This is a genomic window from Pseudomonas sp. TWR2-1-1 (assembly GCF_049897045.1).
Lineage (GTDB): Bacteria > Pseudomonadota > Gammaproteobacteria > Pseudomonadales > Pseudomonadaceae > Aquipseudomonas > Aquipseudomonas versuta.
The window spans coordinates 230,395-253,978 of sequence record NZ_JAFCVM010000007.1; the positions used below are offsets into that span (position 1 = coordinate 230,395).

Genomic DNA, 23,584 nt, shown 5'->3' on the forward strand with positions numbered 1-23,584 from the left:
CACAGTGCCTAGAAACCTAAACTGGAAAGCAAATCGTCAACATCATCCTGGCCGGACACGACATCATCACGTTTATCGGCATGAATCTGCGGACCTTCACCCTTAGTCAGGTTTTTTTGCGAATTATTTTCTGCGAGCAGTGCAGCACGGTCATGTTCGATCCCTGCAAAGCGATCGACCTGACTGGCCATCAGCACCAGCTTGAGCAAATTGCTTTCCACATCGGTCACCAGCTGCGTGACACGCTTGATCACCTGACCGGTGAGGTCCTGGTAATCCTGGGCGAGCAAAATGTCAGTGAGGTTGGCGGACACAACATTGTTATCGGCTTCGCTGCGCGTCAAAAAGCTGTCAACCCGACGCGCCAGCTCGCGAAACTCCTCGGCGCCGACTTCTCGGCGCATAAAGCGCCCCCAGTCTGCGCTCAGGGCCTTGGCCTCGTTGCCCAGACCATTGACCAGCGGTGTGCTGTTTTCTACCAGATCCATGGTTCGATTGGCCGCAGCTTCGGTCAGCTTCACAACATAAGCCAAACGTTCGGCGGCATCGGTGATCTGCGACACTTCTTCAGCGCGCGGCATGTTCGGATCGATGTGGAAGTTGACAATCGAGCTGTGCAACTCACGGGTCAGCTTGCCGACCTCCTGGTACAGGCCGCGATCGCGCGCCTGGTTCAGCTCATGAATCAGTTGCACCGCATCGCCAAACTTGCCCTTCTCAAGGCTGTCGACCAATTCGCGAGCATGCTTTTTCAGGGTCGACTCAAACTCGCCCTGTGTCGCTTCTTGATGCTCCATAGCGCCCCCCGGGAAACCGTTCAACCGATGCGATCAAAGATTTTTTCGATCTTGTCTTTGAGTGCGATGGCAGTGAACGGCTTGACCACATAGCCGTTGACCCCGGCCTGGGCCGCCTCGATGATTTGTTCGCGCTTGGCTTCAGCGGTCACCATCAGTACGGGCAGGTGCTTGAGTTTTTCGTCGGCACGCACATGGCGCAACAGCTCGATACCGGTCATGCCCGGCATGTTCCAGTCCGTCACCAGAAAGTCGATATTGCCCAGGTTAAGGATCGGCAACGCCGTGATGCCGTCGTCCGCCTCCACCGTGTTGGTGAATCCGAGGTCACGCAACAGATTTTTAATGATCCGGCGCATCGTTGAGAAATCATCAACGATGAGGATCTTCATGTTCTTGTCCAATTCGACCTCCAAGCAGTCTTAAACGCGTTCCGTCTCTGGAAGCGCCATTCAATCAATCCGGTTTCGCACACGCCATGAATCAACGGTGGGAGCGGACTTGCGCGCGATGCAGGCAACGCGGCCTGCCTGACACACCGCGTCGCTCCCATCGCGGGCAAACCCGCTCCCACCGTAAATCAGCGTTTTCCCGCTAGTTTCAGTTCGCCCGCCACTGGCTCAGGCGCGCCCGCAGTCGGGCTGCGCACTGGCTGTGCAACTGGCTGACGCGCGATTCGCTAACCCCCAGCACCTCGCCGATCTCCTTGAGGTTCAGCTCCTCGTCGTAATACAACGCCAGGACCAGACGCTCGCGCTCCGGCAACAGGCTGATCGCATCGGCCAATGCCGCCTGGAAACGCTCATCTTCCAGGTCGCGCGAGGGTTCAAGGTGAGCACTCGCGCCATCCTCATGCAGCCCTTCGTGTTCGCCGTCCTGCAACAGATCGTCGAAGCTGAACAGGCGACTGCCCAGGGTGTCATTCAAAATGGCGTAGTAATCGTCGAGGCTTAACTGGAGTTCGGCCGCAACCTCGTGATCTTTAGCGTCACAGCCGGTTTTTGCTTCAATTACCCGAATTGCATCACTGACCATGCGCGTATTGCGGTGCACCGAGCGCGGAGCCCAGTCGCCCTTGCGCACCTCATCGAGCATCGCGCCGCGGATGCGGATACCGGCATAGGTCTCGAAGCTCGCGCCCTTGGTGGCGTCGTATTTGGTCGACACTTCGAGCAGGCCAATCATCCCGGCCTGGATCAGATCGTCCACCTGTACGCTGGCGGGCAAACGCGCCAACAGGTGATAGGCGATACGCTTGACCAACGGTGCGTAGCGTTCGATCAGCTCATACTGGCTGTCACGCGACGACTTGCTGTACATGCGATAGCCGCTGGCGGTCATCAGTGCCGTCCCCCGCCTGCCTGTTGAACCAGACGCTCGACAAAGAATTCCAGGTGGCCCCGGGGATTGGCCGGCAGCGGCCAGGTGTCGACTTTCTGGGCGATGGCCTTGAACGCCAGCGAGCACTTGGAACGCGGAAATGCTTCATACACGGCACGCTGTTTTTGCACGGCCTTGCGCACACACTCGTCGTAGGGCACTGCGCCCACGTATTGCAGGGCAACATCCAGAAAACGGTCGGTAACCTTGGTCAATTTGGCAAACAGGTTGCGACCTTCCTGGGGGCTCTGGGCCATGTTGGCCAGCACCCGGAAACGGTTCATCCCGAAATCGCGGTTCAGCAGCTTGATCAGCGCGTAGGCATCGGTGATCGAAGTCGGTTCGTCACACACCACCAGCAGTACTTCCTGGGCTGCGCGCACGAAACTCACCACTGAGTCGCCGATCCCGGCAGCGGTATCGATCACCAGCACATCGAGGTTATCGCCCAAGTCACTGAAAGCCTGTATAAGGCCGGCATGCTGGGCCGGGCTCAGGTTGACCATGCTCTGGGTGCCCGAGGCGGCCGGCACGATGCGGATTCCGCCGGGGCCCTGGAGCAGTACGTCGCGCAGCTCGCAACGACCCTCGACCACATCGGCCAGAGTGAACTTGGGGGTCAGTCCGAGCAGGACATCGACGTTCGCCAAACCCAGGTCGGCGTCCATCAACATGACGCGCCGGCCCATTTCTGCCAGCGCGATGGACAAGTTGACTGACACGTTAGTTTTACCGACGCCACCCTTGCCGCCGGTCACTGCGATCACCTGTACGGGATGCATGCTGCCCATGATCATTTTTTACCTTGTCTTTCTTAGACGCGGCTACAAAGCTGGCTGCGCGTGCCCACTGGCACAACACCTTGCAGACCATCGATGTAGGTACATTGGTACAAAATCTTGACTACCTCAGCCGACCTGTTTGGGAGGGCTTTGATAGATATCAGCGAACATATCGGCCATGGCCTCTTCGCTGGGTTCTTCCTGCATTTGCACACTCACCGCCCGGCTCACCAATTGGTGACGACGCGGCAAGTGAAGATCATCGGGGATCCGCGGACCATCCGTGAGATAGGCCACCGGCAGCCCGTGGCTGATCGCCAGGCTCAGTACCTCCCCCAGACTCGCCGTTTCATCCAGCTTGGTCAGAATGCAACCGGCCAGCCCGCACCGTTTGTAACTGAGGTAGGCCGCCGCCAACACCTGCTTCTGGCTGGTGGTAGCCAGTACCAGATAATTGCGCGCCTTGATGCCACGCCCTGCAAGACTTTCAAGTTGCAGGCGCAGCGCCGGGTCGCTGGCTTGCAAGCCAGCGGTATCAACCAGCACCACGCGCTTGCGCACCAACGGCTCAAGGGTCTGGCCCAACGACTGGCCAGGTGCCACGTGAGTCACGGGTACATTGAGAATGCGGCCCAAGGTTTTGAGTTGCTCCTGGGCACCGATCCGGAAGCTGTCCATGCTCACCAATGCAATATTCTGCGCGCCGTACTTGAGGACATAACGCGCTGCCAGCTTGGCCAGGGTCGTGGTTTTACCCATCCCTGCCGGGCCCACCATCGCAATCACACCGCCCTCTTCCAGCGGTTCAAGCTCAGGGGTGGCGATCATCCGTGCCAGGTGGGCCAGCAACATCCGCCACGCCTGACGCGGCTCTTCGATTTCAGCCACTTGTGCCAACAGGTCCCGCGACAGCGGCCCGGACAAGCCGATGCGCTGTAAACGACGCCATAAATTCGCTTGTGCAGGCCGCGAGACTTGCATCTGGTTCCAGGCCAGCGAACCCAACTGCACTTCGAGCAACTCACGCAGCACATTGAGTTCCGAGCGCATGTTGTCGAAGGCACGCTGGTCCATCGATGGCGCGGCCACCGGTGCCGGACGCGCAGGTTCCTGCAGTGCCTGCTCGGTCAAGGGTTCAGCGGCGGTCAGCGGCAGGCCGGCAAACAGCTGGCGGCTGACATCGGCATCGCCCTCAACGCGCAAACTCAACTCGGCCCGGGCCGAGACAATGCTGGACTGGGTCTTGCGCAGCTCTTCTTCCAGCTCGATATTCGGTACACGGGGTGCCAGCGCAGACAGCTTGTAGTCCAGCGCGGCAGTCAGTTCCACGCCCCCGGCGATACGGCGGTTACCGATAATGGCGGCGTCGGCCCCCAATTCATCACGAATCAGCTTCATGGCCTGACGCATGTCGGCGGCGAAAAATCGCTTCACTTGCATAAATCAAACCCTCAGCCGTTAGGGCCTACTGTCGCAACAATCGTGACTTGCTTGTTATCAGGGATTTCCTGGTACGCGAGCACATGCAGGTTAGGCACCGCCAGGCGTCCAAACCGCGAAAGCATCGCGCGTACCGGGCCTGCCACCAGCAAGATCACCGGGTTGCCTTGCATCTCCTGACGCTGGGCGGCGTCGATCAGCGAGCGCTGGAGTTTTTCAGCCATGCTTGGCTCCAGCAACACGCCCTCTTCCTGGCCTTGTCCGGCCTTTTGCAAACTATTGAGCAATATTTGTTCCAACCTTGGTTCCAGGGTGATCACAGGCAGCTCAGACTCAACGCCTACAATGCTTTGCACGATTGCGCGGGACAGCGCGACGCGCACGGCTGCAACCAAAGCGGCAGTATCTTGACTCTTGTGGGCATTGTTCGCGACGGCTTCGGCAATGCTGCGAATGTCGCGCACCGGCACCTGCTCTGCCAACAAGGCCTGCAACACTTTGAGCAACTGCGACAGGCTCAAAATCCCCGGCACCAACTCTTCGGCCAGCTTGGGCGAGGCCTTGGCCAGCAACTGCATCAACTGCTGCACTTCTTCATGACCGATCAACTCATGGGAGTGCTTGTACAGAATCTGATTCAGGTGAGTGGCCACCACAGTGCTGGCATCCACTACGGTATAGCCCAGCGATTGCGCCTGACTGCGCTGGCTGACTTCGATCCACACGGCTTCCAGACCAAAGGCCGGGTCTTTGGTGGTGATCCCGTTGAGGGTGCCGAATACCTGTCCCGGGTTGATCGCCAGCTCGCGATCGGGGTAGATCTCGGCCTCGGCCAGAATCACCCCCATCAAGGTCAGACGGTAGGCGCTGGGGGCCAGATCGAGGTTGTCGCGGATGTGCACGGTGGGCATCAGAAAGCCCAGGTCCTGAGACAGCTTTTTACGCACGCCCTTGATCCGTGCCAGCAACTGCCCACCCTGATTGCGGTCCACCAGCGGAATCAGGCGGTAACCGACCTCCAGCCCGATCATGTCGATGGGCGTTACGTCATCCCAGCCCAGTTCCTTGCTCTCCTGGGCGCGGGCCGGCGAAGGCAGCAGCTCTTGTTGGCGCTGCACTTCTTGCAGGGCCTGGACCTTGACCACGTTCTGTTTTTTCCACATCAGGTACGCCACGCCCCCCGCAACGGCGGCCAGGCTCAGGAACGAGAAGTGCGGCATGCCCGGCACAATCCCCATGACCGCCATTAAACCGGCCGACACCGCCAGCGCCTTGGGCGAGGCAAACATCTGCCGATTGATCTGCTTGCCCATGTCTTCGGAGCCGGAAGCACGGGTCACCATGATCGCAGCTGCAGTGGACAGCAAAAGCGATGGCAACTGCGCCACCAAACCGTCACCGATGGTGAGCAAGGCATACACCTTGCCGGCCTCGCTGAAGGTCATGCCGTGCTGGAAGATACCGACGGCCATGCCGCCGATCAGGTTGATGAACAGAATCAGCAAGCCGGCGATGGCGTCACCGCGCACGAACTTGCTGGCGCCGTCCATAGAACCGTAGAACTCGGCTTCCTGGGCCACTTCCTGACGGCGCTGCTTGGCCTGTGGCTGATCGATCAGGCCGGCATTGAGGTCTGCGTCAATCGCCATTTGCTTGCCGGGCATGGCGTCCAGGGTGAAACGGGCGCTCACCTCGGAAATACGCCCGGCGCCCTTGGTCACCACGACGAAGTTGATGATCATCAAAATCGCGAACACGACGATACCGACCACGTAGTTGCCGCCGATCACCACCTCACCGAAAGCCTGAATCACCTTGCCCGCGGCGCCGTGACCTTCCTGGCCGTGAAGCATCACCACCCGGGTCGACGCCACGTTGAGCGCCAGGCGCATTAACGTGGCAACCAGCAAAATGGTGGGGAACACTGCAAAGTCCAGCGGTCGCAGGGCGTACACGCACACCAGCAACACCACAATCGACAGCGCAATGTTGAAGGTAAAAAACACGTCTAGCAGGAAGGCCGGAATCGGCAACATCATCATTGCCAGCATCACCAGCAACAACAACGGCACGCCCAACTGTCCATGACCCAAACCGGCCAGACCGTTGCGTGCGGTGTTGATTAACTGAGAGCGATCCAATGACATTGCGACAAACCTTTAGCAAACTTTTGACGCCAGATGCGCCGTAAAGCCAGCTTGTGCAAGAAACCTTCCAACTTAGGCAAATGGCCATGCCTATATTTCAGAGCTGCCGGGCGGCAGTCATATATACATAACCCTGTAGGAGCGAGCTTGCTCGCGAGCTGTTTGTCTGCAGATTGAAAAGCTCGCTCCTACGGTCAGACGGGGCGCCGAAACTCAGTTCCACCTCCACTCCCCCAGATCAATCACCAGGCACGCGCTGCTGCTGGACCGGAACACCACATCCAGCTTGCGATTGGGTTCATAGCGCTCGGATCCGCGACCGCCGATTAAAATTGCACCGCAACGCCCGTCGCGTATGTGCGAGGGCTCTTCCCACACCGGGACGCTGTCCAGCTGCAGCTGGCGTATCAGCTTGTAGAGGATAAAACTGCGCACGCAGCGGCCATTGATGCCTTCAAAACTCAACGACTTGCGTAAAAAAGACAAAATCGAATCACGCTCTTTGTAGCAGCGCTCCATGATTGCGCCGTAGTACTGCTCCCTTCCGAGACCGTGCGGCACCGTCGGCAACGAGATGACCGCCAGCAAGTTCGAGCCCTCGGTGCTGAAACCAACAATATGGCGCCCTTTCAATTGATCCAGCCAGAAAATCGCAAAGGTGCCGTCCAGAGCAGGAAACTTCGGAAACAGCCCTTCGAGATCGACGTGAGCAATGTCACGCGAATCGCTAAGTGCATAGGTTCTGATCGAACTTTCAGGAATAAGGGTTAACTCGATCGGCATCGCACTCTCCATGGCCTGCACGCGAATTGATGAAAAAAACTCGCAACTCCAAGTTAAGCAGGTTTACGCCAAGCCTCTACCGACAATGGATGACAGGCATCCGTCAGCACGCTACTCATCACGCCGTAAATCCGCCGGGATCGGCAAATCCTTCAGCGGATCCGGACGCTTGCCACGGCCCGCCTGGTATTGACGTATCTGGTACACATAAGCCAGCACCTGGGCCACGGCCAGATACAACCCTGCCGGGATTTCCTGCTCCAGCTCCGTGGAGTGGTAAATCGAGCGCGCCAGCGCCGGGGATTCAAGCAGCAAAATATTATGTTTGGCACCAATCTCGCGAATCTTGAGCGCCAGAAAATCGCTGCCCTTGGCCAGCAGCATCGGCGCTGCGCCTTTCTCCGGGTCGTATTTCAGCGCTACGGCATAGTGCGTCGGGTTGGTGATGATGACGTCCGCATCCGGGATGGCGCTCATCATGCGCCGCTGGCTCATTTCCCGTTGCAGCTGGCGAATCCGTTGCTTGACCTCCGGCCGCCCTTCCTGATCCTTGTGTTCGTCACGCACTTCCTGCTTGGTCATCAGCAGCTTTTTGTGGCTTTCCCACAGCTGCACCGGCACGTCCACCGCCGCAATCAGAATCAACCCGCAGGCCATCCACAAGGCGCTCCAGGCAACCACTTGCAAGCTGTGAATCACCGCCAGCTCCAAAGGCTCATGGGCAATGCGCAGCAAATCGTCAATGTCGGACTGCAGCACCAGCAAGGCAACGATCAGGATGATGAAGAACTTGGCCAGCGCTTTGAGCAACTCGACCAGCGCCTTGGCCGAGAACATGCGCTTGATCCCGGCAGCCGGGTTCATACGGCTGAACTTGGGCGCCAGGCTGCCGGCAGCGAACAACCAGCCGCCCAGCGCGATGGGCCCGACCAGGGCCGCGATCAACAAGCTGACCAGTACCGGTTGCACGGCAATCAGGGCAACCTTGCCCGAGTACAGCAAAGCCAGCCCCATGGAGTCGGGGTTGAGCAGCGCCTCGCGACTGATGCTGAAGTTGTAGCGCATCAGATCCATCATGTCCCGTGCCAGCGCGCCGCCAAAAATCAGCAACCCGATAGAGCCCGCCAGCATGATGGCCAGGGTATTCAGCTCTTTGGAGCGTGCGATCTCTCCCTTTTCCCTGGAGTCTTTCTTCCGTTTCTCCGTGGGGTCTTCTGTTTTATCGGCACCGCTCTCGCTTTCTGCCATGGCTATCGCGCCTGTGCCAGCTCACGTAAAAACTGCAAGGCCTCCGAGGCCAGCGGTTGATACTGATTGAGAATATCCGCCAGGCCGATCCACAGGATCACCATGCCCAGCACCAGAGTCAGCGGAAAACCGATCGAGAAGATATTGAGTTGCGGCGCCGCCCGGGTCATCACCCCAAAGGCGATGTTGACCACCAGCAATGCAGTAATGGCAGGCAGCACCAGTAACAATGCGGCACCCAGCACCCAGCCCAGCTTGTTGGCGATTTCCCAGTAGTGATTGGTCAACAAGCCACCGCCCACCGGCAAGGTCGTGAAGCTCTCGGTAAGCACCTCGAATACCACCAGATGGCCGTTCATGGACAGAAACAACAAGGTCACGAGCATGGTGAAGAACTGCCCGATGACTGCCACATTGACCCCGTTGGCCGGGTCGACCATAGATGCGAAGCCCATGCCCATCTGGATCGCGACAATTTGCCCGGCCACCACGAACGCCTGAAAAAACAGCTGCAGCGAGAAGCCCAGCAACGCACCGATGATGATTTGCTCGGCAATCAGCATCAGGCCACTGAGGTCCAGCGGGTTGACGGCCGGTAATGGCGGCAAGCTGGGCATGATTGCCAGGGTGACCGCCAATGACAGAAACAGCTTGATGCGCTTGGGCACCAGGGTCGTACCGATGATCGGCATGGTGGTCAGCAACGCACCCACCCGGAACAGCGGCAGCATAAAACTGGCGACCCAGGTACTGATCTGCGCGTCGGTCAGGGCGAGCAGAGACATTTAGCCGATCAACTGCGGAATGCTGCCGTACAACTGCAGGATGTATTCCATAAAGGTTTGCACCAGCCAGGGACCGGCGACGATCAAGGTCACCAGCATCACCAGCAATCGCGGGAGAAAACTCAGGGTTTGCTCGTTGATCTGGGTGGCTGCCTGGAACATGGCCACCAACAGCCCGACCAACAAACTGGGAACGACCAGCACCGCGACCATCACCGTGGTCAGCCACAGCGCGCTACGAAACAGATCAACCGCGACTTCTGGGGTCATTGCGCATTACTCCCGGTCATGGGGTCAAACTCCGCCGAAACTGCTGGCCAGGGTGCCGATAATCAGCGCCCAGCCATCCACCAGTACAAACAGCATGATTTTGAACGGCAGCGAAATGATCAGCGGCGACAGCATCATCATGCCCATGGCCATCAGCACACTGGCCACCACCAGGTCGATGATCAAAAACGGGATAAAAATCATGAAGCCAATCTGGAACGCGGTTTTCAACTCAGAGGTCACGAACGCCGGTACCAGAATGGTCAAGGGCGCGGCATCCGGAGTGGCGATGTCGGTACGCTTGGACAGGCGCATAAACAGTTCGAGGTCACTGGAGCGGGTCTGCGCCAGCATAAAGTCCTTGATCGGGACTTCAGCCTTGAGAATGGCGTCCTGGGCCGAGAGTTTTTCTGCCAGATAAGGCTGCAAGGCGTCCTGATTCACCCGGTCAAACACTGGCGCCATGATGAACATGGTCAGGAACAGCGCCATGCCGGTGAGAATCTGGTTTGACGGCGTTTGTTGCAGCCCCAGCGCCTGACGCAGGATCGAAAACACGATGATGATCCGCGTGAAGCTGGTCATCAGCATGACGAACGCCGGGATAAAGCTCAGCGCGGTCATGATCAGCAAAATCTGCAGGCTGACCGAGTACTCTTGCTGGCCGTTGGCCCCGGTGCCCAGGGTGATCGCCGGAATCGACAACGGGTCGGCCCCGAACGCCACAGGCGCAAGCAATGCCAACAACAGCGCGACGACTAAACGCATTACGGCTTGTCCTTTTGCTGACCCAGTACTTCCATCAATCGCCGGGCAAATTCAGGGGTTGCCGACTGCGTGGTACTTGGCACCTGGACCGGCTCCTTGAGCACGTGCAAGGGGGTGATACGCCCGGGTGTAAGACCGAGCAGAATCTGTTCATTGCCCACCTGCACCAGCACCAGCCGGTCACGCGCACCCAGGGCCCGCGAGCTGATCAACTCAATCAGTTGCCCCTGACGCGGCCCGGTTTGCTGTACCCGTCGCAGCAGCCAGGCCAGGGCAAAAATCAGCCCCAGCACCAACAACAAGCCCAGCACCAATTGCGTCAGCTGCCCGCCGACGCCACTGCTCACCATGGGCCCAACGACTGCCGTGGCGCTTGCCGGCGGCTCGGCCGCCAGCACGCTCAGGGGTAAAGCCAGTAGCCCGCAAAGAACCCGCTTCACTTAACGCAGCTTCTTGATGCGTTCGCTTGGACTGATCACGTCAGTCAGGCGGATGCCGAATTTTTCGTTGACCACCACCACTTCGCCATGGGCAATCAGGGTGCCGTTGACCAGCACATCCAGTGGCTCACCAGCCAGACGATCAAGCTCGATGACCGAGCCCTGGTTGAGCTGCAACAGGTTGCGGATGTTGATATCGGTGCTGCCCACTTCCATGGAGATGGACACCGGAATATCCAGAATCACATCCAGGTTGGGGCCATCCAGGGTGACCGGCTCATTACTGCGCGGCACGCTGCCGAACTCTTCCATTGGCAAACGGTTGGAGGCCGGCTTGGTAGCCGCATCGGCCGCCAGCAGCGCGTCGATATCCGCCTGCCCGACGTCACCGGTTTCTTCCAGGGCAGCGGCCCATTCATCAGCCAGGGCCTGGTCTGCAGCACTTGTATCGCGTTCGTTAGCCATCGGGGTGACCTCGCATTCATTAACACAGCTATTGGGGGGTGGATCGGCGCCTAGCGCCGTCCGATGGGCTCAATCACTTGCAAGGCCAGATTGCCTTTGTGCGAGCCCAGCTTGACCTTGAACGCAGGGACGCCATTGGCGCGCATCACCAGTTCGTCTTGTAACTCGATAGGGATCACATCCCCCGGCTGCATGTGCAATATGTCGCGCAGACGCAATTGACGGCGGGCAACGGTGGCGCTCAGCGGCACGCTGACATCCAGTACGTCTTCGCGCAAAGCCTTGCTCCAGCGCTCGTCCTGATCGTCGAGATCGGACTGAAACCCGGCGTCGAGCATCTCGCGCACCGGCTCGATCATCGAGTACGGCATGGTGACGTGCAGATCGCCGCCACCGCCGTCGAGTTCGATGTGAAAGGTTGACACCACAATGGCTTCGCTGGGCCCGACGATATTGGCCATGGCAGGGTTCACTTCCGAGTTGATGTACTCGAAATTGACTTCCATGATCGCCTGCCAGGCTTCCTTCAAATCGATGAAGGCCTGCTCCAGCACCATGCGCACTACCCGTAATTCGGTAGGGGTGAATTCACGGCCCTCGATCTTGGCGTGACGGCCGTCACCGCCGAAGAAGTTGTCTACCAGCTTGAACACCAGTTTGGCGTCGAGGATAAACAGCGCGGTGCCGCGCAATGGCTTGATCTTGACCAGGTTCAGACTGGTGGGTACGTACAGCGAGTGCACGTATTCACCGAACTTCATGACCTGCACCCCGCCCACCGCTACGTCTGCCGAGCGGCGCAGCATGTTGAACATGCTGATACGGGTGTAACGGGCGAAACGTTCGTTGATCATTTCCAGGGTCGGCATGCGCCCCCGGACAATCCGGTCCTGACTGGTCAGGTCGTAACTTTTGACACTGCCGGGTTCGGCAGCTGCTTCGGCCTGTACCAGGCCATCATCGACACCATGCAACAGCGCGTCGATCTCATCCTGGGACAGCAGGTCTTGCACGGCCATGTCGTGATCCTACTGCAATACAAAGTTAGTAAAGAGCACCTGATCGACAACCACTTTTCCGAGTTCTTTTTGCGCTACTTCCTGCACGGTGGCAGTGGCTTTCTGACGAAGTATTTCTTGGCCGACCGGCGTCGCCAGATCATCAAAGGTTTGCCCGGAGAACAACATCACCAAATTGTTGCGGATCACTGGCATGTGCACCTTGAGTGCGTTGAGGTCATTCTGGTCGCGTGCTTGCAAGGTCATGCTCACTTGCATATAGCGCTGGCGGCCGTTGGCGTTGTAATTGACCACGAAGGCCGGCGCCATGGGTTCATAAATCGCCGGGAGCTTGATGTTTGCGTCAACGACAGGCGCCGCCTCACTCTTGGGGCTGCTCACGAAATACCAGGTGGCCCCCACAGACAGGCCGATCGCCAGCAGCACCGCCACTGCAATCAGGATAATCAGCTTTAATTTGCCTTTCTCGGCAGGGTCCTTCACTACGTCGCTCGTCGCCATGCCAATAATCCGTCGCTTTTCGGTTTTCACAGATGCTCGGGTAGGCAGAGCAAGTGTTATGCCAGAAGTGTCGGGATGCCGCAGAACGATGGTTTCCCTCGAACTTTCCAAGCTGCTCGGCATTACTCGCGTAATGCCTTAAAATAGCCGGTTGCCGAAAGAACCGTTATGGCCATAGCCATGAAGGGCTTTCATCCTTTTACAAATAAGTGTGTTGAAGATGAACAAGCCTTTCATTTCTCTGTGCCCTGAAATTACTCGGGCGCACGCGCTGACGCTGATGGATTGGTTGGAGGATGAGCGCGTTACCTGCTATCTGAGCGATTCGCGCCATGTCTCCCGCTCCATCGGGCAAGCTATTGATCGGACTCAATTGCCGATCCTGACCCATCTGTTCAACCGGGGCGGCCGATTCTTCATGGCCTATGACCGGCATGACGCTCCGGTGGGCTTTGTCCGTCTAATCAAGACCGGCCCCAATTGCGAAATAGTCCTGGTCATCGGAGACAGCGACAAATGGGGCCGAAACCTTGGCGCCCGCACGATCCGCGAAGGCATGAAACTGGCCTTCCTCGACATGCGGACCGAGAAGCTCATCGCCAAGATCCACCCGGACAACGCGCGCTCGCTGAAAGCCTTTCTGCGCAGCGGCTTTATGCTTGAGAGCGAAACGCCGACATTGAAGTCGTTTTCCATGACCGCGGGGCGCTATCGCCAGTTCTTGCGCGAAGGTGCCGTTGGCGACTCCACAAGGATCTACATCACTGAAATCGACAAGGCCAGGCTCGAGAGTCTGATCGCGCTCGAGCAATCACCGGCCATTGTTGAACTCGAACATGAACTTGAGCGAGCCATTGTCGTCAAGCCGCAGCAAGTGGCGAGCAATGTCGTCACGATGAACTCCAGGGCCTTGCTGCAGCTGGACGACGAAGAGATCGAAGTGGCCTTGGTCTACCCAGAAGATGCAGACAGCAACGCAGGGAAACACTCCGTGTATTCCGACATCGGCGCCGCCATCCTGGGCTATCAGGAGGGGGACGCCATTGACTGGCGAATTTCTGATCGGACCCGCCGGATTGAGATCAGGAAAGTGCTTTACCAGCCGGAGGCTGCGGGCCATTTCCACCTGTAGGGGCGGCAGGACAGTGCCGGGGTTTTACGCGTAGTAATCCACGGCGCTGGAGCCGATAACCACACTCGGCGCTACGGCCTCTGTGGCAGCAATTGCCCGCTCATCCTCACCGGCGCCATCAAGCCGTTGACCACCGGAACGGCTTTGGGCCTGTTGTTCCTGGCCCTGGCCCTGCCAGTTGCGTGACTGATCAGACACGTTAACGTCGACCTGCCCCATGCCCTGCTGGGCGAACATTTCACGCAAGCGGTGCATCTGGCTGTCCAGTGCCTCGCGCACTCCGGCGTGAGCACTGACAAAGTTGACCTGCGCCGCCTGGTCGGGCGATAGGTTCACCCGGATATCCAGGCGCCCCAATTCAGCCGGCTCCAGCTGGATATCCGCCGATTTCAGGTTGGCACTGGACAGGTACATCACCCGATTGACCACTTCTTCAGTCCAGCCACTCTGGTGCATGGCCAACGGCTGGTTGACCGGCAGTGCATTGGCGGTTTTTGGCACCGCCGCCTGGGTGAGTGCGGCCAGGCGACTGGCGAAGTCATCCACACGGGTATCGCTGGATGCGCTTTTCAGATCTTTGAGGCCATCATCGACCAGCCCCTTGAACGCCTCCTCACCGCCCTCGCCGCAAGCTGAGCCGTCGGTTTTCGGATCGAGCAGCATGGCAACAGCGCCGGTTTGCCCCGCAACTGTAGAAGGCGAGCTTTCCAGAGAGACGTTTTTGCCCGGAGCCTGGCTGCCGGCCGAGACATGGCCGCCCTGCTCCATTGCCAGGCGTACGGCAGGCATGTCGTCGAGGGGGTCGGCTTCTGGATCGAAACCGTCATCAGCCACCGGTGGAGACTGAAGCGGTGCCTGTGCGGCGGCAGCCAGTTGCGCAGACTGAATGTCGGGCTGTACCGGCTGCGCAGGTTCTACCGGCACCGAAGCTTCAGCCGCAGGCACTGGCACTGCAGCCACAGGCGCCTCTTTGCTCACCTCGCCAGCGCCCTCGTCCTGATCGGCACTGTCGGCACTACCGGGCTTGCCACCAGGCAAGGGTTTGCCGCTATCGGCAACGGCTGACGGTTTTTGCGGGACCTTGTCGCTGCCCTGATCATGCTTGGCAACCGCCCCTGGTGACTGCTCGCGCATACCGCTGGCGGGCCTGGTTTCAGTCGCTTTGGCATACACCCGGGAAAAGTGTACAGCCCCGGATTTAGCGGGTTCTGCAGCGGTCTGGGGGATTTTGGCCGCAGGGGTTTTGGACGCAGCAGCGCCAGGGGTCTGAAGAAAGGGATTGGCGGCGAGTGGCATTGACAGGTCTCCACTGTACGGCTGGCGTAGGTACAGGTGGATGAGTCAGAGCAAGGTTCGGGCCAGCTTTGGCAGAATCAGCCAGAGGCAAAATTGGACGAGCCGAAACGCTGGCGCTCGGCACGATAGAGTCGACGCACCATCTGGTATTCATCGTCGATTTTGATCACCAGCTCCTCGATACCGGCCAGCTGCTTCTTTTGTGCCCGCTCTTCGAGCAGGCCGCAAAGATGCGCCAAACGAATGGCGCCCATGTTACTGCTGCTGCCTTTGAAGCTGTGGGCGACCAGGGTCAGGTCGCAGGCTTCGTGAGTACTGTGCAGCTGGCCGAGACGCTCTTCGGAGTCCGAGAGAAAGGTATCGAGCAGGTCCTCAAACCCGCCTTCCATTACATCGCGCAGCGCACTGACTACTTTTGGATCCATATGTATATCGGACACTTGCTCACTCCTTGATCAAGAATGCTCGGATTATGCCAGAGCCTCCCATGAAAACTCTACGGTCGCACTGCGACCATCGCCTGACCAACGTGCTGCAGGGCACAGTTGTCGTACCAAACTCACACCACGCCCCGACAAACGGTCTAGATCAAGCGGTCTAGACAGCACCTTTGCAACATCAAAGCCTGCGCCACTGTCATCAACCTGCAACATTAGCCGTCCGCCCTGATGAACCGGTTCGATTTGCAGTTGCACCCGCACAAAGCCGCTCTGGAGCGCATCCAGACGCTCATTACGGAGCCGGTAATAGTGGGTATAGCCGTGAATATCACGTTTGAGCCGTGAATCGAGGCCCAGAACCCCGTGCTCCAGTGCGTTGCTATAAAGCTCGGACAGCACCGCATGAATGACGGCGCCCTGGGGGCGCAGACCGTGAACCTCCATCAGTAATTGCAACAGGTAGGGCAGCGGATTGAATTGCCGGAGTGTGGAGGCGCGAAACTCAAAGCTGGCCGACCAGTCCAGCGGGCTGCACTGGCCACTGTCGGAATAGAGCATGACAGGCACTTGCGGACGCTGCGCCAGCTGCGAGGTGATCTGCACCATGCTCACATCATCCCGGGAGTAGCCCTGAAAGTCGTGCAGCGCCCGCTCGACCTCGGCAATCAGCTGTTGCGGCTGACGATTGGCATCCAGCACCTGCAGCAAGCGCTCCACCCCGAACAGTTGCTCATCCGGGCCACTGGTATCTACCACCCCGTCGGTCAGTAAAAACAGCTGATCGCCGGGCAGCATCGGCCAGACCTGGGTGCCATGATCAAATACGCCAGCACGCAGCACCCCCAAAGGCAGGTGCTGTGAGGTCAATGCCGTGCGCCGCCCCGTGGCCATTGTTTGCAGGTAGCCATCCGGCATCCCGCCGTTCCAGACTTCAACACTGCGCCGCTGCGCACTGACACACAGCACAGTGGCGCAGCAGAACATGTCGACAGGCAGGATGCGTTTGAGCTTGGCATTCATTTCGCGGAGCATTTCGCCCAACCCATACCCCTTGGCCGTCATGCTGTAAAACACTTCCGCCAACGGCATCGCCCCGATCGCAGCCGGCAGGCCGTGCCCGGTAAAGTCGGCCAGCAGCAAGTGGGTATCGCCGGTCGGGGTGTAGGCCGCCAGCAACAAATCACCATTGAACAGGGCATAGGGCGATTGCAGATAACGGATATTCGGCGCGCTCAGACAGCCCGCATGCGCCACTCGGTCAAAAACCGCCTTGGCCACCCGCTGCTCGTTGAGCAAGTAATCGTTGTGCCTGGCAATCATGTCGCGCTGCTGCAGGACGGTCTCTTGCAGGCGCCGCATCCGGTCCATCACGGTGATTTTCGCCGCCAGCAGCAAGGGGTTGTAAGGCTTGCTCAGCACATCGTCGCCGCCCGCCTCCAGACTGCGGGCCAGGGCATCGGCCTGGTTCAGGGAAGTGAGAAAAATGATCGGCACCAGCACCTCGCCGGCCAACGCCTTGATTTGCCGGGCTGCTTCGAACCCGTCCATCACGGGCATCAAACCATCCATCAGCACCAGTTGTGGACGCTGGAGGGCAAACAGCGCTACGGCTTCAGCGCCATTGGCGGCGAGCAGCACGTTATGACCCTGACGCTGCACAATGCTCGACAACAGCAGGCGGTCAGCGGTGCTGTCTTCGGCAATCAGCACTGTCAGGGGAGTGTTCACGTGATATCGAACAGCTTGTCGAAGTTAGAGATGTTGAAAATTTTAAGCACATCCGGGTTGCTGTTGATGACCCGGATCTCGGAGCTATCGCCGCCGGCATGGTCACGCAGCAACAGCAGCATGCCCAGCGCCGAGCTGTCGACATAGGTGGCCTCCTTGAGATCCACCACGTATTCAGTATCAGGGCCGAATTTTTCGTAGGCGTCACGAAATTCTTGATGCTTGGCAAAGTCGAACCGGCCTTTGATCGCGATCGTCAGCTTACGGCCATCTGCGGAGAGTTCAGACGTCACTGCCATGGGGATGCTCCCGTGTCGGGTTGATCCGAAAACTATAGACGCGCCGAACAAACTCTGTGGGAACGAGCTTGCTCACTCCTACAGGAGGGGGGTCAGTAAGGGCTGTTACGCGGTAAACGTTGGGACAGTTCGTCCATCAGTTTTTGCTCGCGCTTGTCTTCCAGCTGACGGGCTTCTTCGGCGTAACGCTGGACCAGCTTGCGCAGCCCTTCCACCCGGGCATACGCCTGCTGCCAGGTTTCGCGGGCCTTGTCGAGATTGTTCTGATGCCACACCAGGCTCTGGCGCTGCTGGCCGACCGCAGTTTCAAGCTGGTTGAGAAAGTACTGATAGTTGCGCAACCATTGCCCGGTCACGCCCTGGCTGCCGCGCTCGACCCATTGCGCCTGATATTCCCCACGGAAGTTTTCCAGGTCGCCGAGCTTGCTGTTGGCCAGATTGACCTGCCCCTGAAAATGGCCAAGGCGCTGAGCGGCAGCCTTTTCGGTCTTTTCGGCCATGTCCACCACCGGCGCCAGACGCGCCGCCCTTCCATCACTGGCCATGGTCGATTAACCGCCCGCGGCCGGAGCGAAGATCGTCCCCAGATGGCCAGCACTTTCACCCAGGCTGATGTTGTCGTTCAGCCCCTGGCGCAGGTACGCCACCATCGCCGGCTGCAAGGCAATCGCAGTATCGGTTTCCCGATCGCCGCCCGGCACGTAAGCCCCCACGCTGATCAAGTCCCGGGCCTGCTGGAAGCGCGACCACAGCTGCTTGAACTGCTGCGCGCGACGCATGTGTTCTTCGGTCACCACCGACGGCATCACCCGGCTGATGGACGCTTCAATATCAATTGCAGGGTAATGGCCTTCTTCGGCCAGACGCCGGGACAACACGATGTGCCCGTCGAGCACGCCCCGCGCCGAGTCGGCAATCGGGTCCTGCTGGTCATCGCCTTCGGACAGCACGGTGTAAAACGCAGTGATCGAGCCACCACCGGCTTCGGCGTTACCGGCACGCTCCACCAGCTTGGGCAATTTGGCAAACACCGAGGGCGGATAGCCCTTGGTTGCCGGCGGCTCGCCAATGGCCAGGGCAATCTCGCGCTGGGCCTGGGCGAATCGCGTCAACGAGTCCATCAACAGCAGCACGTTCTTGCCCTTGTCGCGAAAGTATTCAGCGATTCGCGTGCAGTACATGGCTGCGCGCAGACGCATCAGCGGCGCATCGTCAGCCGGGGAGGCAACCACCACCGAACGCTTGAGGCCTTCTTCGCCGAGGATATGTTCGATGAATTCCTTCACTTCGCGGCCCCGCTCGCCGATCAGCCCGACCACGATGATGTCGGCCTCGGTAAAGCGGGTCATCATGCCCAGCAGCACACTCTTGCCCACCCCGGTACCGGCGAACAGGCCCAGACGCTGGCCACGGCCCACCGTCAATAAACCGTTGATACTGCGAATGCCGACGTCCAGCGGCACGCTGATGGGATCACGCTTGAGCGGGTTGATGGTCGGGCCGTCCATCGGCACCCAGTCTTCGGCTTTCATCCCGCCCTTGCCGTCCAACGCCCGCCCGGCACCGTCGAGGACGCGACCGAGCATGCTCATGCCCATCGGCAAGCGTCCGTTATCGGCCAGCGGCACCACGCGGGCGCCCGGGGCGATTCCGGCAACACTGCCCACCGGCATCAAAAAAATCTTGCTGCCCGAAAAGCCCATGACCTCGGCTTCAACTTGCACCGGATGAAAACTGTCATCGTTGATCACCAGACAGCGGCTGCCCATGGCGGCGCGCAGGCCTTCGGCTTCCAGGGTCAGGCCGACCATGCGCAGCAGGCGGCCTTCGACTACCGGTTGCGCGGGCAACGATACCGCCGGGGCATATGCACTCAGACGTTTGCCGAAGCTGGTACGTCTAAGGCGCATCTGGCGAGTCCAGATCAATATCGATATCTGCCGCAGCCGGATGCAATGCCTGCTCGTGCAACTGATCGAACAACTGGTCCATGGCCAGTTTGATCCGGGTTTCAATGCTGGCATCAATGCGGCTATGTTCGGTTTCGATGCGGCAGCCACCCGGTTGCAGGCTCTCGTCTTCGAGGATTTTCCAGTGCTCGTCATGGCGCTCGCGCAGGGCTTTGACCTGGTCAAAATCCTGCGGATTGATAAACAGGCGGATGTTTTCAGCGCCCATCGGCAGAAGCTTCAGGCCCTCGCGCAATACCTGTTCGATCTGCCTGGAATCGGTTTTCAGTTCGCGCTGGATCACTTGGCGAGTCATGTGCTCAACCAGGCCGACCATGGCTTTTTCCAGCTGCTGGTCCTGCTCGGCAAGCGGCGCCAGCAAACTGCTCATCAAACGCTCAAGGCTGGCCACCCTGGCGTTCAGGGCAACCTCGGCTTCCTGGCGAACCTTGAGCTGAGTGCTGTGAAAGCCTTCCCTTTCACCCGTGGCAAAGCCTTCGTTATAGGCCTCCTGACGGATGCTTTCGAGCTCTTCAAGGGTCAGCGGCCGGACTTCGTCGAGGGGCACCTCCTGCATCTCGACCGGCGGTTCCTCGACCACCTCGGGTTCAACTTCAAGCGGCTCGCGCCACGGGTCAAAGCTGGGCAGGCCCCATACGTCGAAGGCACCCACATCCTTGGCGCGAATCACATCTCCGGGGGACTCACCATTGCTCACTTAGATCATCTCTTCGCCGCCCTTCCCGCCGAGAACGATTTCTCCGGCTTCGGCCATACGGCGGGCAATGGTGAGGATTTCTTTCTGTGCAGTTTCGACATCGCTGACCCGCACAGGGCCTTTGGCTTCCAGGTCGTCGCGCAGCAATTCGGCAGCTCGCTTGGACATGTTCTTGAAGATTTTTTCCTGCACGTTTTCGTCGGAGCCCTTGAGTGCCAGCACCAGCACGTCCGATGACACTTCGCGCAGCAGCGCCTGAATGCCCCGGTCATCGACATCCGCCAGGTTGTTGAAGACAAACATAAGGTCTTCGATCTGCCCGGACAGGTCTTCGTCGATGTCGCGAATGGAGTCCATCAGTTGAGATTCCATCGAGCTGTCGAGGAAGTTCATGATGTCGGCCGCCCGCTTGATGCCGCCCAGAGAGGTGCGCGCAGCATTGGAGTTGCCGGAGAACTGCTTTTCGAGAATCTGGTTCAGTTCTTTAAGGGCCGCCGGCTGCACGGTGTTGAGCGAGGAAACGCGCAGGATGATGTCCAGCCGCGCCTTTTGATCAAAGTGGCCAAGCACTTCGCCCGCCTGATCGGGGTCGAGATAGGCGACCACGATGGCTTGAATCTGCGGGTGTTCGAAGCGAATCACATCCGCCACGGCACGGGGTTCCATCCACTTCAGGCTGTCGAGGCCGCTGGTGTTGCCGCCCAGCAGGATGCGGTCTATCAGGCCGTTGGCCTTGTCTTCGCCCAGGGCCGAGGTGAGCATTTTGCGGATGTAGCTGTCCGAGCCGACCCCCAGGCTGGTCTGGTCGCCGACGATTTCAACGAACTCGCTCATGACCTGTTCGACCTGCTCGCGGTGCACGTTGCGCATTTGCGCCATCGCCACACCCACCCGCTGGACTTCTTTGGGCCCCATGTGACGCAGTACTTGGGCCGCGTCAGATTCGCCAAGCGACAGCAGCAGAATCGCGGCCTTGTCGACCCGGGTCAGCTTGGGGTTGGCAGCAGCTCGATTATCACTCATCAGCGTTGATCCACTCTTTCACCACCTGAGCCACACGGCCCGGGTCTTCTGCCACCAGACTCTTGATTGCGTTCAACTGCGCGTCATAGCCTTCGCTCGGGCTCGGCAACATGATGCTCTGCGGGCCGCCGAGGCTGACCCGGTCGTTGGCCAGTTCGCCATCCAGACCGCCCATTTCGGCATCGCTGCCAATACCCGCCACCTGCTTGTTGCGACCATGGCCGGTGATGTTGTTAAGCACCGGACGCAGCACCCCGAATACCAGTAGCAGAATGAACAGCACGCCCAGCACTTGCTTGAGCACATCCCAGAACCAGGGCTGAGAGTAGAACGGAATATCGGCCACCACTTCAGCGCGCTCGGTGGAGAACGGCACGTTGATCACACTGACGCTGTCGCCACGGCTGGCATCAAAACCGACTGCGTCCTGCACCAGACGGGTAAAGCGCGCCAGTTGATCGCTGGTCCACGGCACCTGGGTGATTTCGCCGTTGGCCGGGTTAACGCTGACCTTGTCGTCGATCACCACCGCCACGGACAGGCGATTGACCTTGCCCTGCTGCTGCTTGGTGTGGCTGATGGAGCGGTCCAGTTCAAAGTTGCGGGTCGATTGCGAGCGCTTGTCTGCCGGGTACGGGGCCAGCATCGGCTGGCCGGTAGCCGGGTCCATGATTTGCTGACCGTTGGCATCCAGCAGCGGGTTACCGGGCGCAATCATGCCCGCACCGCCAGCGCCGCCCTGAGCGGTTTTCTGTGGCGCCGAGGCTGGGCTCGGCGGCTGATTGCTCAATGCCCCGGGAACGCCTTGCGGGCCAGTGCTGGCGGTGCGCTGCTCGCTGGTCGATTGCTCGCTGCGCAGGGCCGGTTGATCCGGGTTGAACTGTTCGGATGTGGACTCGACTGCGCTGAAATCAACATCGGCAGACACTTCAGCCTTGTAGCGGTCATTGCCCAGCACCGGCTGCAGGATGTTATGCACCCGTTGAGTGAGCATGCTTTCCATGCGGCGGCTGTAGTCGAACTGCTTGCCGGCCATGGTCAGCTCGGAATTTTGCGCCTGATCCGACAGCAGATTGCCTTTTTGGTCGACCACCGTGATCTGCGACTTGTTCAGTTCCGGGACGCTGGTGGCCACCAGATTGATAATGGCCTGCACCTGGCCCGGTTCCAGCGAACGGCCGCCGTACAGCTCGACCAGTACCGAGGCGCTGGGCTTGCGCTCATCGCGCACGAACACCGAACTCTTGGGGATCGCCAGGTGCACGCGGGCGCCCTTGACGTTGTTGAGGCTGGAAATGGTGCGCGCCAGTTCGCCTTCCAGACCACGGCGATAGCGCGTGGCTTCCATGAACTGGCTAGTGCCCAGGCCCTGGTCTTTATCGAGGATCTCAAAACCGATATTGCTGTCGGTGGGGGTAACACCTGCGGCAGCCAGTTTGAGCCGCGCGCGTGAGACGTCATCGGCCTTGACCAGCAAGGCGCCAGAATTCGGTTCAACGGTGTAGGCGATGTCGGCGGAGGCCAGGGTTTCCATGACCTGCTTGGCATCCATCCCGGCCAGGCTGCCGTACAGCGGCCGGTAATCGGGTTGCTGCGACCACAGAACCACGGCAAAACCAATCGCCACGCTCGCGGCCAGGCCAACCATAAGGCCGACCTGGCGCAGCATGGTCATCTCGGCCAGGTTGTCCAGAAAAGACAGGCCGAACAGCGGCGACTTGCCGCCAGACGGGCCTGGATTGGCCGGAACGTTATCCGGGAGTGCATCAGCCATGACTTAATATCGTCCCTAAACCGGCATCTGCATGATGTCCTGGTACGCCTGAACCAACTTGTTACGCACCTGGGTCAAGGCCTGGAAAGAGACAGTGGCTTTTTGCGATGCAATCATCACGTCAGTCAGGTCAACTCCGGTCTTGCCAATTTCGAACGCGTTGGACAATTGGCTCGACGCCTGTTGGGTCTCACTGACCTTATTGATCGCATTGCCGAGCATGTCGGAGAAGCTGCCGGCACCCGCTTCAGGAACGGCTTGCACAGCCGATTTCGGTTGGGCCATGGCGTCCATTTGCATGGCCCGCATGTCCAACATCAATCGATTAAATTCAATACCTTGGCTCATGGACGAATGCCTCCGACGACCCGCAATTTTTTGACACTTTTCCAACTCATGC

At 59.3% G+C, this 23,584-nt stretch carries 26 protein-coding genes; 1 reads left to right on the forward strand and 25 read right to left on the reverse strand.

Going from position 1 to position 23,584, the window contains the following annotated elements:
• Positions 1–8 precede the first annotated feature (8 nt).
• From ACP7BO_RS18685 to fliL, 15 genes are all read right to left on the reverse strand, one after another.
• Entirely contained in the window at positions 9–797 is a 789-nt protein-coding gene (locus tag ACP7BO_RS18685) for a protein phosphatase CheZ (protein ID WP_060693835.1), read from the reverse strand.
• A gap of 20 nt (positions 798–817) precedes the next feature.
• Complete coding sequence (locus tag ACP7BO_RS18690) at positions 818–1,189, reverse strand: chemotaxis response regulator CheY (RefSeq protein WP_162232793.1); 372 nt, start codon at positions 1,187–1,189, stop codon at positions 818–820.
• A 208-nt stretch (positions 1,190–1,397) separates the two neighbouring features.
• The gene (gene fliA, locus ACP7BO_RS18695) at positions 1,398–2,141 is read right to left on the reverse strand and encodes an RNA polymerase sigma factor FliA (protein WP_237178951.1); all 744 of its coding nucleotides are present in this window, start codon (positions 2,139–2,141) and stop codon (positions 1,398–1,400) included.
• On the reverse strand, positions 2,138–2,968 hold the full coding sequence (gene fleN / locus ACP7BO_RS18700; protein ID WP_060696945.1) for a flagellar synthesis regulator FleN: 831 nt from the start codon (positions 2,966–2,968) through the stop codon (positions 2,138–2,140). The genes fliA and fleN overlap by 4 nt, the downstream gene beginning before the upstream one ends.
• A 117-nt stretch (positions 2,969–3,085) precedes the next feature.
• On the reverse strand, positions 3,086–4,399 hold the full coding sequence (gene flhF, locus ACP7BO_RS18705) for a flagellar biosynthesis protein FlhF (protein ID WP_060693841.1): 1,314 nt from the start codon (positions 4,397–4,399) through the stop codon (positions 3,086–3,088).
• Positions 4,400–4,410: 11 nt separating this feature from the next.
• Positions 4,411–6,540, reverse strand: coding sequence for a flagellar biosynthesis protein FlhA (gene flhA, locus ACP7BO_RS18710; RefSeq protein WP_060696946.1), 2,130 nt, complete (start codon positions 6,538–6,540; stop codon positions 4,411–4,413).
• Between the two features lie 219 nt (positions 6,541–6,759).
• A complete protein-coding gene (locus ACP7BO_RS18715; protein WP_397454308.1) occupies positions 6,760–7,329 on the reverse strand; it encodes a hypothetical protein in 570 nt (189 codons plus the stop codon).
• Between the two features lie 111 nt (positions 7,330–7,440).
• The gene (gene flhB / locus ACP7BO_RS18720) at positions 7,441–8,577 is read right to left on the reverse strand and encodes a flagellar biosynthesis protein FlhB (RefSeq protein WP_426212019.1); all 1,137 of its coding nucleotides are present in this window, start codon (positions 8,575–8,577) and stop codon (positions 7,441–7,443) included.
• A gap of 2 nt (positions 8,578–8,579) precedes the next feature.
• Entirely contained in the window at positions 8,580–9,362 is a 783-nt protein-coding gene (gene fliR, locus ACP7BO_RS18725) for a flagellar biosynthetic protein FliR (RefSeq protein ID WP_397454311.1), read from the reverse strand.
• Positions 9,363–9,632: a flagellar biosynthesis protein FliQ gene (gene fliQ / locus ACP7BO_RS18730; RefSeq protein ID WP_003441876.1), complete on the reverse strand. Its 270-nt coding sequence runs from the start codon at positions 9,630–9,632 to the stop codon at positions 9,363–9,365.
• A 24-nt stretch (positions 9,633–9,656) separates the two neighbouring features.
• The gene (gene fliP / locus ACP7BO_RS18735) at positions 9,657–10,400 is read right to left on the reverse strand and encodes a flagellar type III secretion system pore protein FliP (RefSeq protein ID WP_060693848.1); all 744 of its coding nucleotides are present in this window, start codon (positions 10,398–10,400) and stop codon (positions 9,657–9,659) included.
• The gene (fliO, locus tag ACP7BO_RS18740) at positions 10,400–10,840 is read right to left on the reverse strand and encodes a flagellar biosynthetic protein FliO (protein WP_426212022.1); all 441 of its coding nucleotides are present in this window, start codon (positions 10,838–10,840) and stop codon (positions 10,400–10,402) included. The genes fliP and fliO overlap by 1 nt, the downstream gene beginning before the upstream one ends.
• A complete protein-coding gene (gene fliN, locus ACP7BO_RS18745) occupies positions 10,841–11,305 on the reverse strand; it encodes a flagellar motor switch protein FliN (RefSeq protein WP_426212024.1) in 465 nt (154 codons plus the stop codon).
• Positions 11,306–11,355: 50 nt separating this feature from the next.
• Positions 11,356–12,324 (reverse strand): flagellar motor switch protein FliM, encoded by a 969-nt coding sequence (gene fliM, locus ACP7BO_RS18750; RefSeq protein ID WP_060693854.1) that lies wholly within the window; start codon positions 12,322–12,324, stop codon positions 11,356–11,358.
• A gap of 9 nt (positions 12,325–12,333) precedes the next feature.
• Complete coding sequence (gene fliL / locus ACP7BO_RS18755; RefSeq protein ID WP_426212093.1) at positions 12,334–12,825, reverse strand: flagellar basal body-associated protein FliL; 492 nt, start codon at positions 12,823–12,825, stop codon at positions 12,334–12,336.
• Positions 12,826–13,045: 220 nt separating this feature from the next.
• Between fliL and ACP7BO_RS18760 the strand changes: the two genes are divergently transcribed.
• Positions 13,046–13,957: a GNAT family N-acetyltransferase gene (locus tag ACP7BO_RS18760; RefSeq protein ID WP_426212026.1), complete on the forward strand. Its 912-nt coding sequence runs from the start codon at positions 13,046–13,048 to the stop codon at positions 13,955–13,957.
• A 24-nt stretch (positions 13,958–13,981) separates the two neighbouring features.
• On the opposite strand, the gene ACP7BO_RS18765 is transcribed toward ACP7BO_RS18760, so the two are convergent.
• The 10 genes from ACP7BO_RS18765 to fliE form a co-directional block, all read right to left on the reverse strand.
• Entirely contained in the window at positions 13,982–15,253 is a 1,272-nt protein-coding gene (locus tag ACP7BO_RS18765; protein WP_426212028.1) for a flagellar hook-length control protein FliK, read from the reverse strand.
• Positions 15,254–15,330: 77 nt separating this feature from the next.
• A complete protein-coding gene (locus tag ACP7BO_RS18770) occupies positions 15,331–15,693 on the reverse strand; it encodes an Hpt domain-containing protein (RefSeq protein WP_397454319.1) in 363 nt (120 codons plus the stop codon).
• 30 nt (positions 15,694–15,723) lie between these two features.
• The gene (locus ACP7BO_RS18775; RefSeq protein ID WP_397454320.1) at positions 15,724–17,421 is read right to left on the reverse strand and encodes an ATP-binding SpoIIE family protein phosphatase; all 1,698 of its coding nucleotides are present in this window, start codon (positions 17,419–17,421) and stop codon (positions 15,724–15,726) included.
• Complete coding sequence (locus tag ACP7BO_RS18780; RefSeq protein ID WP_397454321.1) at positions 17,418–17,720, reverse strand: STAS domain-containing protein; 303 nt, start codon at positions 17,718–17,720, stop codon at positions 17,418–17,420. Before ACP7BO_RS18780 ends, ACP7BO_RS18775 begins: the two co-directional genes overlap by 4 nt.
• A 92-nt stretch (positions 17,721–17,812) precedes the next feature.
• Positions 17,813–18,265, reverse strand: coding sequence for a flagellar export protein FliJ (gene fliJ / locus ACP7BO_RS18785; RefSeq protein ID WP_060693868.1), 453 nt, complete (start codon positions 18,263–18,265; stop codon positions 17,813–17,815).
• 6 nt (positions 18,266–18,271) lie between these two features.
• Positions 18,272–19,630: a flagellar protein export ATPase FliI gene (gene fliI, locus ACP7BO_RS18790; protein WP_060693870.1), complete on the reverse strand. Its 1,359-nt coding sequence runs from the start codon at positions 19,628–19,630 to the stop codon at positions 18,272–18,274.
• Positions 19,620–20,387, reverse strand: coding sequence for a flagellar assembly protein FliH (gene fliH / locus ACP7BO_RS18795; RefSeq protein WP_426212036.1), 768 nt, complete (start codon positions 20,385–20,387; stop codon positions 19,620–19,622). The genes fliI and fliH overlap by 11 nt, the downstream gene beginning before the upstream one ends.
• On the reverse strand, positions 20,388–21,410 hold the full coding sequence (gene fliG, locus ACP7BO_RS18800) for a flagellar motor switch protein FliG (protein ID WP_060693874.1): 1,023 nt from the start codon (positions 21,408–21,410) through the stop codon (positions 20,388–20,390).
• A complete protein-coding gene (gene fliF, locus ACP7BO_RS18805) occupies positions 21,403–23,184 on the reverse strand; it encodes a flagellar basal-body MS-ring/collar protein FliF (protein WP_397454324.1) in 1,782 nt (593 codons plus the stop codon). Before fliF ends, fliG begins: the two co-directional genes overlap by 8 nt.
• A gap of 15 nt (positions 23,185–23,199) precedes the next feature.
• Positions 23,200–23,532: a flagellar hook-basal body complex protein FliE gene (gene fliE, locus ACP7BO_RS18810; protein ID WP_397454326.1), complete on the reverse strand. Its 333-nt coding sequence runs from the start codon at positions 23,530–23,532 to the stop codon at positions 23,200–23,202.
• Positions 23,533–23,584: the final 52 nt, after the last annotated feature.

Coding starts and splice junctions, on each gene's coding strand:
- fliF (WP_397454324.1), bottom strand. CDS start 23,184: ATGGCTGATGCACTCCCGGATAACGTTCCGGCCAATCCAGGCCCGTCT.
- fliN (WP_426212024.1), bottom strand. CDS start 11,305: ATGGCTAACGAACGCGATACAAGTGCTGCAGACCAGGCCCTGGCTGAT.
- ACP7BO_RS18715 (WP_397454308.1), bottom strand. CDS start 7,329: ATGCCGATCGAGTTAACCCTTATTCCTGAAAGTTCGATCAGAACCTAT.
- ACP7BO_RS18690 (WP_162232793.1), bottom strand. CDS start 1,189: ATGAAGATCCTCATCGTTGATGATTTCTCAACGATGCGCCGGATCATT.
- fliL (WP_426212093.1), bottom strand. CDS start 12,825: ATGGCGACGAGCGACGTAGTGAAGGACCCTGCCGAGAAAGGCAAATTA.
- fliI (WP_060693870.1), bottom strand. CDS start 19,630: ATGCGCCTTAGACGTACCAGCTTCGGCAAACGTCTGAGTGCATATGCC.
- fliP (WP_060693848.1), bottom strand. CDS start 10,400: ATGCGTTTAGTCGTCGCGCTGTTGTTGGCATTGCTTGCGCCTGTGGCG.
- ACP7BO_RS18765 (WP_426212028.1), bottom strand. CDS start 15,253: ATGCCACTCGCCGCCAATCCCTTTCTTCAGACCCCTGGCGCTGCTGCG.
- fliR (WP_397454311.1), bottom strand. CDS start 9,362: ATGTCTCTGCTCGCCCTGACCGACGCGCAGATCAGTACCTGGGTCGCC.
- flhF (WP_060693841.1), bottom strand. CDS start 4,399: ATGCAAGTGAAGCGATTTTTCGCCGCCGACATGCGTCAGGCCATGAAG.
- ACP7BO_RS18760 (WP_426212026.1), top strand. CDS start 13,046: ATGAACAAGCCTTTCATTTCTCTGTGCCCTGAAATTACTCGGGCGCAC.
- ACP7BO_RS18685 (WP_060693835.1), bottom strand. CDS start 797: ATGGAGCATCAAGAAGCGACACAGGGCGAGTTTGAGTCGACCCTGAAA.
- fliJ (WP_060693868.1), bottom strand. CDS start 18,265: ATGGCCAGTGATGGAAGGGCGGCGCGTCTGGCGCCGGTGGTGGACATG.
- fliE (WP_397454326.1), bottom strand. CDS start 23,532: ATGAGCCAAGGTATTGAATTTAATCGATTGATGTTGGACATGCGGGCC.
- fliQ (WP_003441876.1), bottom strand. CDS start 9,632: ATGACCCCAGAAGTCGCGGTTGATCTGTTTCGTAGCGCGCTGTGGCTG.
- fliM (WP_060693854.1), bottom strand. CDS start 12,324: ATGGCCGTGCAAGACCTGCTGTCCCAGGATGAGATCGACGCGCTGTTG.
- flhB (WP_426212019.1), bottom strand. CDS start 8,577: ATGGCAGAAAGCGAGAGCGGTGCCGATAAAACAGAAGACCCCACGGAG.
- fliG (WP_060693874.1), bottom strand. CDS start 21,410: ATGAGTGATAATCGAGCTGCTGCCAACCCCAAGCTGACCCGGGTCGAC.
- fleN (WP_060696945.1), bottom strand. CDS start 2,968: ATGGGCAGCATGCATCCCGTACAGGTGATCGCAGTGACCGGCGGCAAG.
- ACP7BO_RS18780 (WP_397454321.1), bottom strand. CDS start 17,720: ATGGCAGTGACGTCTGAACTCTCCGCAGATGGCCGTAAGCTGACGATC.